Source organism: Cellulomonas sp. ICMP 17802, from assembly GCF_041295535.1.
GTDB lineage: Bacteria > Actinomycetota > Actinomycetes > Actinomycetales > Cellulomonadaceae > Cellulomonas.
Map to the genome: position 1 here is coordinate 45786 of NZ_JBGFQZ010000021.1, position 8831 is coordinate 54616.

An 8831-nucleotide genomic window follows, 5' to 3' on the forward strand; every position below is an offset into this window, starting at 1 on the left:
TACAGAGAACAAGGACGCGAGGACACCAGTGGCAGAGACCACGGTCGACATCGACCTCGAGGGCGATGACACCCCCACCAGCTACACCTCCGAGACGGCTGCCCCGACGGGCCGCGGTCAGAGCATCACGGCACCCGCGAACGCCCTCGGCCGTCGCAAGGAGGCCATCGCGCGCGTGCGCCTGGTCCCCGGCACCGGTCAGTGGAAGGTCAACGGGCGCACGCTCGAGGACTACTTCCCGAACAAGGTGCACCAGCAGCTCGTGAACTCCCCGTTCAAGCTGGTCGACGTCGAGGGTCGTTTCGACGTCGTCGCCCGCATCACCGGCGGTGGCGTGAGCGGCCAGGCCGGCGCGCTGCGCCTGGGCATCGCCCGTGCGCTCAACGCGATCGACGAGGAGCACAACCGCCCGGCTCTCAAGAAGGCCGGCTTCCTGACCCGCGACGCCCGCGTCGTGGAGCGCAAGAAGGCCGGTCTCAAGAAGGCCCGCAAGGCACCGCAGTACTCGAAGCGCTGATCCGCTGTCTTTGAGTGCAAGGCCCGATGGCCCTGCTGGTCTCACGACCAGCGGGGCCATCGGCATGTCTGCGACCATCAGCAGGGACGTGCGAGGGCTCCGCGGGGCGCCTCACGACGAAGGAGTCTGACCATGGGCCGACTGTTCGGGACCGACGGCGTGCGTGGGCTCGCCAACCGGGACGTGACCGCCGAGCTGGCGCTCGACCTCTCCGTGGCCGCCGCGCACGTGCTGGGCTCCCTGGGCCAGTTCGAGGGGCACCGGCCGCGCGCGATCGTCGGCCGTGACTCCCGGGCGTCGGGGGAGTTCCTCGCCGCCGCCGTCTCCGCCGGGCTCGCCTCCGCCGGCGTCGACGTCAACAACGTGGGCGTGCTGCCGACGCCGGCCGTCGCGTTCCTCACCGCCGAGCTCGGCGTCGACATCGGGGTCGTGCTCTCGGCGTCGCACAACCCGATGCCCGACAACGGCATCAAGTTCCTGGCCAAGGGTGGTCACAAGCTCGACGACGAGCTCGAGGCCGCCATCGAGGCGCGCATGGGTGAGGACTGGGAGCGGCCGCTGGGCGGTGACGTCGGCCGCATCCGCGTCGACACCGGTCGCGCCGGCGAGCAGTACATCGAGCACCTGGTCGGCACCATCGACGTGTCGCTGGCCGGCCTGCGGATCGCGGTCGACTGCGCGAACGGCGCCGCCAGCGAGGTGGGCCCCGCGACGCTGCGGGCGGCCGGCGCCGACGTCGTGGTCATCAACGCCTCGCCCGACGGGCGCAACATCAACGAGAAGTGCGGCTCCACCCACCCCGAGCAGCTGCAGGCCGCCGTGGTCGCGTCCGGGGCCGACCTCGGGGTCGCGTTCGACGGGGACGCCGACCGGTGCCTTGCCGTGGACGCGACGGGCGCGCTGGTCGACGGCGACCAGATCATGGGCATCCTGGCCATCGCGATGCGCGACCGCGGCGACCTGGTCGACGACACTCTGGTCACCACCGTGATGAGCAACCTCGGGCTGAAGATCGCCATGCGGGAGGCCGGCATCAGGACGATCGACACCGCGGTGGGCGACCGGTACGTGCTCGAGGCCATGCGCGCGGGCGGGTACTCGCTCGGCGGGGAGCAGTCCGGGCACATCATCATGGCGGCCCACGCCACCACCGGGGACGGCGTGCTGACGGCGCTCCAGCTCGCGGCCCGCGTGGCGGCGACCGGCACGACGATCGCCGACCTGGCGGGCGTGGTCCACCGGCTGCCGCAGACGCTGGTCAACGTGCCGGGCGTGGACAAGCGCCGCGCGGGCAGCGACGACGAGCTGCTCGACGCCGTGCGCGCGGCCGAGGCCGCGCTCGGGGACACCGGCCGCGTACTGCTGCGGTCCTCCGGCACCGAGGACCTCGTCCGGGTCATGGTCGAGGCAGGCACCCAGACGGAGGCGGACCGCGTGGCGCACGACCTCGCCGGCGTCGTCTCCCAGCGGCTGGCGCTCTAGTGCCCTCGGGCCCGCAGTGGGACCAGGCGCTGCGCGACGTGGCGCTCTGGATCGTCGAGGCCGGCACCCGGTCGCCCGAGGGGCTCGCGCCGATCGTCCAGGCGGGTCACCCGGCCCTGCGTGCGGTGGCGACGCCGTACGACGGCCAGCTCTCGGACGAGGAGCTCGCCGCCCTGCTCGACGTCATGCACCGGACGATGCGGGCCGCGCCCGGCGTCGGTCTGGCCGCGCCGCAGCTGGGGCTCCCGCTGGCCCTCGCCGTGCTCGAGGACCCGGGCTCGGTCTCCGAGGAGCACGCCGAGGTGCGCGAGCGCGAGCCGCTGCCGTTCCGGGTGCTGGTCAACCCGCGCTACACGCCGGTCGACGCCGAGCACGTCGCGTTCTACGAGGGGTGCCTGAGCGTCGTCGGGTACCAGGCCGTCGTCGCGCGCGCCCGGCAGGTGCACCTGGTCGGGCTGGACGAGCACGGCACGGCGCTCGACGAGGTGGTGTCGGGCTGGTCCGCGCGGATCGTGCAGCACGAGACCGATCACCTGGGCGGCACGCTCTACCTCGACCGCGCAGAGCTGCGCTCGCTCGCCGCGACCGACGAGTTCGGCGCCCGCTGGGCCGCCGAACCGAGCCCCGCCGCCGCGGCCCGGGCCCTCGGGTTCCCGCTGTCCTGAGCAAGCGACCCGGGGCTGACCCCGGGTCCGACCCCGGGAGGATTCGGGGCTGCCCCAGGGATGAACCGGGGGTCACCCCTATGTCCCTGCGGGCCCGGCGCGACTTACCGTGGTCACACGACACCGGCGGATCGACCGCCGGTGCACGACGCAGGAGGATCACACGTGGTGGAGGCCTGGGCGCTGGCGCTCGTCGGTTCCCCGTGGATCTTCGTGGTGCTGTACCTGTTCGCCACGATCGACGGGTTCTTCCCCCCGATCCCGAGCGAGTCGATCGTCATCGCCCTCGCGGCGCTGTCGATGTCGACGGGTGCGCCGAACCTCGCGCTCATCGTGCTCGTCGCCGCCGCCGGCGCGTGGACCGGCGACCAGATCGCGTACCAGATCGGCACCAAGGTCAAGGTGCGCGAGCTGCGGCTGCTCCGGTCGCCCCGGGGGCAGGCCGCCGTCGACTGGGCGGAGAACGCCCTGGCGAACCGCGGGGCGGCCTTCATCATCGCCGCGCGCTACATCCCGATCGGCCGGGTCGCCGTCAACATGACGGCGGGCGCGGTCGGGTACAGCCGCCGTCGGTTCATGGGGCTGACCGCCATCGCCGCGCTCACGTGGGGCTGCTACTCGAGCCTCATCGGGATCGGGGCCGGCGCGTGGCTGGGCGACCACACCCTCGCCGCTGTGGCCGTCGGTGTGGTGGGCGGCCTGGCCATCGGGGTGGTCGTGGACTGGATCCTGCGCCGCCTGACCCGCCGTCGCGTCGTCGCCGAGCCCGAGCGCGCGGTGCGGATCGCCGACGAGGCCCCCGTTCCTCTGCCCGAGACCGTCCCTCCGGTCACAGGACGCTCACGATCCGACCCCGCCGCCTAACGATCCGGTCTCACCCGGTCATTTCCCCCATGACTGTGCTTACTCTCTGACTGTGCCGACGTCGCGGTCGGCGCTCCCGTGCTCGTCCACACCCCCGGGGGTGTGCTGACGCATGGGCAGAGGCGACAGGGGGCGAGATGGGCAGGCGTGCACGGTGGGCGGCGTGCCTCGTGCTGCCCGCGGTGCTCCTCACGGGCCTCGCGGCCTGCAGCGCGCCCGACCAGGCGCAGGACGCGCCGACCGCGGTGGTCGCCGCGACCGCGGACTGCCTCTCGCCGCAGGTGCTCGCCGAGCTCGAGCTGGCGTCGGACGACGAGGCCGCCGCGGGTGGCACCCCGCGGGCGGACGCCCCGGCGCCGGGGCGTGTGCCCGACGGCTTCGCCCCCGTGAGCGTCGTCGTCTGCACCCCCGGCGGCACGCTGCACGACTCGTCCGGGACCTGGGTCGCGCTCACCGCGAGCCGGCGCGAGGGCGACCTCGACGCACTGGTCACCGCGCTGCGCCGGCCGTCGGCGCCGCGCGGAGGCACCTGCAGCACGTCGACGGTGGTGCCGCCGGCCCTCTGGCTGGTCGACGCCCTGGGCCGGGCGATCCGCCCGACGTGGCCCACCGACCGCTGCGGGAGCCCGCAGGCGGCGGTGTCGGCGGCGCTCGACGCGCTCGAGGAGACCGACAGCGAGCAGTACCCCGTGCGCCTGGTCGACCCGGCCGGGGACAGCGAGACCCCCTGACCGGCCCTACAGCTTGCGGAGCCGGACGCGCTCGACCGAGTGGTCGGAGCCCTTGGTGAGCACCAGGGTCGCCCGGCTGCGGGTCGGCAGGATGTTCTGCACCAGGTTGGGCTCGTTGATCGAGTCCCAGATGCGCTCGGCGCGCTCGACGGCCTCGTCGTCGGTCAGCGACGCGAACCGGTGGAAGTACGACTCGGGCCGCGCGAACGCCGTCTCCCGCAGGGCCAGGAAGCGGTCGACGTACCACCGGCGCACGTCGGCCGTCCGCGCGTCGACGTAGATCGAGAAGTCGAAGAAGTCGCTCACGGCGAGGTTCGACGTGCCCTCGGCGGTCGGGCGGGCCGGCTGCAGGACGTTGAGGCCCTCGACGATGAGGACGTCGGGCCGGTTCACCACGATCTCGCGGCCCGGGAGGATGTCGTAGGTGAGGTGGTCGTACACGGGGACGTGGACCTCGGGCCGGCCGGCCTTCACCTTGGACACGAACCGCAGCAGGGACCGCCGGTCGTAGGACTCGGGGAAGCCCTTGCGCTCCATCAGCCCGCGGCGCTCGAGCTCCGCGTTGGGGTAGAGGAAGCCGTCCGTGGTCACCAGCTGGACCCGGGGGGTCGCGGGCCAGCGGGCCAGCAGCTCGCGCAGCAGGCGCGCGGTGGTCGACTTGCCGACGGCCACCGAGCCGGCCACCCCGATGACGAACGGGGTGCCGCCGACGTCCTCGCGCAGGAACGTGCTCGACGCGGCGTGCAGCCCGCGCGTCGCCTCGATGTGCAGGTCGAGCAGCCGGGAGATCGGCCGGTAGATGGCGTCGACCTCCGCGAGGTCGATCGGGTCGCCCAGGCCCGCGAGGCGCTCGACGTCGGCGTCGGTCAGCGGCAGCGGGGTGGAGGCGGAGAGCCGCGTCCAGGCGTCGCGATCCAGGTCGACGTAGGGCGTGGCCGGGGTCAGCGACGATGGCACGGGGTCGATTGTGCCCGAGGTCCGCCGCGGGGGCCGTCCGGGCGCGCCCCGGTAGACTCGCGGCCATGTGTGGAATCGTCGGCTACGTCGGTAGCCAGGTAGCCAGCGACCGCCCCCTCGATGTCGTGCTGGAGGGTCTGCGCCGCCTCGAGTACCGCGGGTACGACTCCGCGGGCGTGGCGCTGGTGAGCCCGGACGGCCGGCTGGCCACGGCCAAGAAGGCCGGCAAGCTGGCCAACCTGGTCGAGGAGCTCGACCTGCGCCCGCTGCCGGAGTCCACCGCGGCGATCGGCCACACCCGCTGGGCCACCCACGGCGCGCCGACGGACGTCAACGCCCACCCGCACGTCGCGGGCAAGCTGGCGGTGATCCACAACGGCATCGTCGAGAACTTCGCCAGCCTCAAGGCCGGGCTGGTGGCCGACGGCGTCGAGTTCCTGTCGGAGACCGACACCGAGGTCGCCGCCCAGCTCATCGCCCGGGCGTACCTGACCACGGGCGACCTCACGGCCGCGATGACCGAGGTGGCGCGCGCGCTGCACGGCACGTTCACGCTGCTGGCCGTGCACGAGGACGCCCCGGACACGGTGGTCGGCGCCCGGCACGACTCGCCGCTCGTCGTCGGCATCGGCGAGGGGGAGAACTTCCTCGGGTCGGACGTGGCGGCGTTCATCTCGCACACGCGCGAGGCGCTCGAGCTGGGTCAGGACCAGGTGGTGACCATCACCCCCGACGCCGTCGCCGTCACCGACTTCGACGGGCGGCCCGCGCAGGCCCGCCGGTACACGGTCGACTGGGACGCGGCCGCCGCCGAGAAGGGCGGCTTCGCCTCGTTCATGGACAAGGAGATCCACGACCAGCCGCAGGCCGTCGCCGACACCCTGCTCGGGCGCACCGACGCGCACGGGCGGTTGGTGCTCGACGAGGTGCGGATCGACGAGTCGGTGCTGCGCTCGGTCGACAAGATCATCGTCGTCGCCTGCGGGACCGCGGCCTACGCGGGGCACGTCGCCAAGTACGCGATCGAGCACTGGTGCCGTATCCCGGTCGAGGTCGAGCTGGCGCACGAGTTCCGGTACCGCGACCCCGTGGTGGACGAGCGGACCCTCGTGGTCGCCGTGTCGCAGTCGGGCGAGACCATGGACACCCTGATGGCGGTGCGCCACGCGCGCGAGCAGGGCGCCAAGGTGCTGGCCCTGGTGAACACGCACGGCTCGACCATCCCGCGCGAGTCCGACGCGGTGCTGTACACGCACGCCGGGCCCGAGATCGCGGTGGCGTCGACCAAGGCGTTCCTGGCGCAGATCACCGCGGCCTACCTGCTGGGCCTGTACCTGGCGCAGCTGCGCGGCAACAAGTACGCGGACGAGGTGGCGGCCATCCTGGCCGAGCTGCGCGCCATGCCCGACAAGATCCAGCAGGTGCTCGACCGGTCCGGCCGGGTGCGGGAGACCGCGCGGTCGATGGTGGACACCACGTCCGTGCTGTTCCTCGGCCGGCACGTCGGGTTCCCCGTGGCCATGGAGGGTGCGCTCAAGCTCAAGGAGCTCGCGTACATCCACGCCGAGGGGTTCGCCGCCGGCGAGCTCAAGCACGGGCCCATCGCGCTCATCGACGAGGGGCAGCCGGTGTTCGTCATCGTCCCCTCGCCGCGCGGACGGGACTCGCTGCACTCGAAGGTGGTCTCGAACATCCAGGAGATCCGCGCCCGCGGGGCCCGCACCCTGGTGATCGCCGAGGACGGCGACGAGGACGTGCTGCCGTACGCCGACGAGGTGTTCTTCGTGCCGCAGTCGCCCACGCTGCTGGCCCCGCTGCTGGCCGTGGTGCCCCTGCAGGTGTTCGCGTGCGAGCTGGCGACGGCCAAGGGCCTCGATGTCGACCAGCCGCGCAACCTGGCCAAGTCGGTCACGGTCGAGTGAGCCACCCGCGCGAGCCCGGCGTGCGCCGAGCGTGATCATCGGGGTGGGCATCGACGTCGTGGACGTCGCCCGGTTCGTCGAGACCCTGCACCGGGTGCCGGCCCTGCGCGACCGCCTCTTCACGCCCGAGGAGCGCGAGATGCCGGAGACGTCGCTGGCCGCGCGGTTCGCCGCGAAGGAGGCGATCGCCAAGGCGCTCGGCGCGCCCGCAGGCATGAGCTGGCAGGACGCGACCGTGCGACGGGTGCTCGGCGCGCAGCCCGTCGTCGAGGTCGTCGGCACGGTCGCCGCCGCGGCCGCGGCCGCGGGGGTGGACCGGTTCCACCTGTCCATCTCCCACGACGCGGGCATCGCGTCGGCGGTGGTCGTCGCCGAGCGGGACTGAGGTCAGCGCAGGGCGGGGACGACCTCGTTCTCGAACAGCTCGATCCCCGAGCGGTCGTACGCCGCCTCGGCGAAGTACGTGATCGCGTAGGTCATGCCCAGCTTCTGCAGCGCCTGGAGCTTCTCGACGATCTGCTCGGGCGTGCCCACCAGGGTCCCGTTGCGGAACTCCTCGGCGACCTGCGCGGCCTTGGCCGGCACGGAGTTGCTGTAGTGCTCCTCCACCCAGGCAATCCGGTCGTCGACGTCGGCCTCGGTGGCGCCGATGACCACGTTGTAGTTGGCCGAGCGCGTGATCTCCTCGAACGGGCGGCCGATGGCCTCGCAGTGGCCGCGCAGGATCTCCGACTTGTGCGCGAAGCCCTCCGGGCTGCCGTCGAAGTTGGTGTACGCCGCGTGCTCGGCGGCGATGCGCAGCGTCTTCTTCTCGCCGCCGCCCGCGATCCACAGCGGCGGGCCGTCGACCTGAAGGGGGAGCGGCGCGAGCTGCGCGCCGGACACCTGGTAGTGCTCGCCGTCCAGCGTCGCGGTGCCGTTGGTCCACATCTGCTTGAAGATCTGGACGCCCTCGTCGAGCATCGCGATCCGCGTGCCGGCCGACGGGAAGCCGTAGCCGTACGCCAGCCACTCGTGCTCGTACCAGCCCGCGCCGATGCCCATCTCGACGCGGCCGCCCGAGATGATGTCGGCCGTCGTCGCGACCTTGGCCAGGTACGCCGGGTTGCGGTACGCCATGCAGGTGCACATCTGGCCGAGCCGGACGCGGCTGGTCGACGCGGCGAACGCGTTGATGAGGCTCCACGCCTCGTGCGTGGCCTCGCCGTTGGGCTCGGGCACCGCGTGGAAGTGGTCGTAGACCCAGATCGACTCGTAGGCGTCGCCCTCGTCGGCGTGCCTGGCCAAGCCGCTCATCGTCTGCCAGTGCTCACGCGGGTCGATGCCGGTGAGGTCCTGCCGCCAGCCCTGAGGGATGAAGAGTCCGAAGCGCATGCGGGGCAGGTTACCCGCGCGGCGACGGTCCTGCCTGCCCGGGTCGAATCGATCCGTGCCGACCGGCTGGGCAGGTGCCCCGTCGACCCACCAGGATGGGAGGCGTGCTGCAGACCTGGACCTCCGCGCAGGTGCGCGCCGCCGAGCAGCCGCTGCTGGCCGCCGGGGTACCGCTCATGGAGCGGGCCGCGTTCGCGCTGCACGTGCACGTGGCCGCGGCGCTCGTCGACCTGCGGGGGCGGGTGACGGGCGCGCGGGTGGTGGTGCTGGTCGGGTCCGGCAACAACGGCGGCGACGCCCTGTACGCCGGCGCGCTGCT

Annotated in this window: 10 protein-coding genes; 8 read left to right on the forward strand and 2 right to left on the reverse strand. The window is 72.9% G+C overall.

Going from position 1 to position 8831, the window contains the following annotated elements; genetic code table 11:
• Positions 1-28: 28 nt before the first annotated feature.
• The 5 genes from rpsI to AB5970_RS14495 all read left to right on the forward strand — a co-directional run bounded on the left by rpsI (position 29) and on the right by AB5970_RS14495 (position 4259).
• A complete protein-coding gene (gene rpsI / locus AB5970_RS14475; RefSeq protein ID WP_056088985.1) occupies positions 29-517 on the forward strand; it encodes a 30S ribosomal protein S9 in 489 nt (162 codons plus the stop codon).
• A 132-nt stretch (positions 518-649) separates the two neighbouring features.
• Positions 650-1999, forward strand: coding sequence for a phosphoglucosamine mutase (gene glmM, locus AB5970_RS14480; protein ID WP_370504643.1), 1350 nt, complete (start codon positions 650-652; stop codon positions 1997-1999).
• A 29-nt stretch (positions 2000-2028) separates the two neighbouring features.
• Complete coding sequence (locus AB5970_RS14485) at positions 2029-2664, forward strand: peptide deformylase (protein WP_370504651.1); 636 nt, start codon at positions 2029-2031, stop codon at positions 2662-2664.
• 165 nt (positions 2665-2829) lie between these two features.
• Entirely contained in the window at positions 2830-3528 is a 699-nt protein-coding gene (locus AB5970_RS14490) for a DedA family protein (RefSeq protein ID WP_370504644.1), read from the forward strand.
• A gap of 137 nt (positions 3529-3665) precedes the next feature.
• On the forward strand, positions 3666-4259 hold the full coding sequence (locus AB5970_RS14495; RefSeq protein ID WP_370504645.1) for a hypothetical protein: 594 nt from the start codon (positions 3666-3668) through the stop codon (positions 4257-4259).
• Between the two features lie 6 nt (positions 4260-4265).
• Here AB5970_RS14495 and coaA read toward each other — a convergent pair whose 3' ends face one another.
• Complete coding sequence (gene coaA / locus AB5970_RS14500; protein WP_370504646.1) at positions 4266-5216, reverse strand: type I pantothenate kinase; 951 nt, start codon at positions 5214-5216, stop codon at positions 4266-4268.
• Positions 5217-5281: 65 nt separating this feature from the next.
• Here coaA and glmS point away from each other — a divergent pair, with 65 nt between their 5' ends.
• Both glmS and AB5970_RS14510 read left to right on the forward strand, forming a co-directional pair.
• Positions 5282-7138 carry a glutamine--fructose-6-phosphate transaminase (isomerizing) gene (gene glmS / locus AB5970_RS14505; RefSeq protein ID WP_370504647.1) on the forward strand — a complete coding sequence of 619 codons (1857 nt, stop codon included), beginning with the start codon at positions 5282-5284 and terminating at the stop codon, positions 7136-7138.
• A 31-nt stretch (positions 7139-7169) separates the two neighbouring features.
• The gene (locus AB5970_RS14510) at positions 7170-7523 is read left to right on the forward strand and encodes a holo-ACP synthase (protein ID WP_370504648.1); all 354 of its coding nucleotides are present in this window, start codon (positions 7170-7172) and stop codon (positions 7521-7523) included.
• A 2-nt stretch (positions 7524-7525) separates the two neighbouring features.
• On the opposite strand, the gene AB5970_RS14515 is transcribed toward AB5970_RS14510, so the two are convergent.
• On the reverse strand, positions 7526-8512 hold the full coding sequence (locus AB5970_RS14515; RefSeq protein ID WP_370504649.1) for an LLM class F420-dependent oxidoreductase: 987 nt from the start codon (positions 8510-8512) through the stop codon (positions 7526-7528).
• A gap of 104 nt (positions 8513-8616) precedes the next feature.
• Between AB5970_RS14515 and AB5970_RS14520 the strand changes: the two genes are divergently transcribed.
• Positions 8617-8831 (forward strand): NAD(P)H-hydrate epimerase (locus tag AB5970_RS14520; RefSeq protein WP_370504650.1); only part of this gene is annotated, 215 nt, incomplete at its 3' end.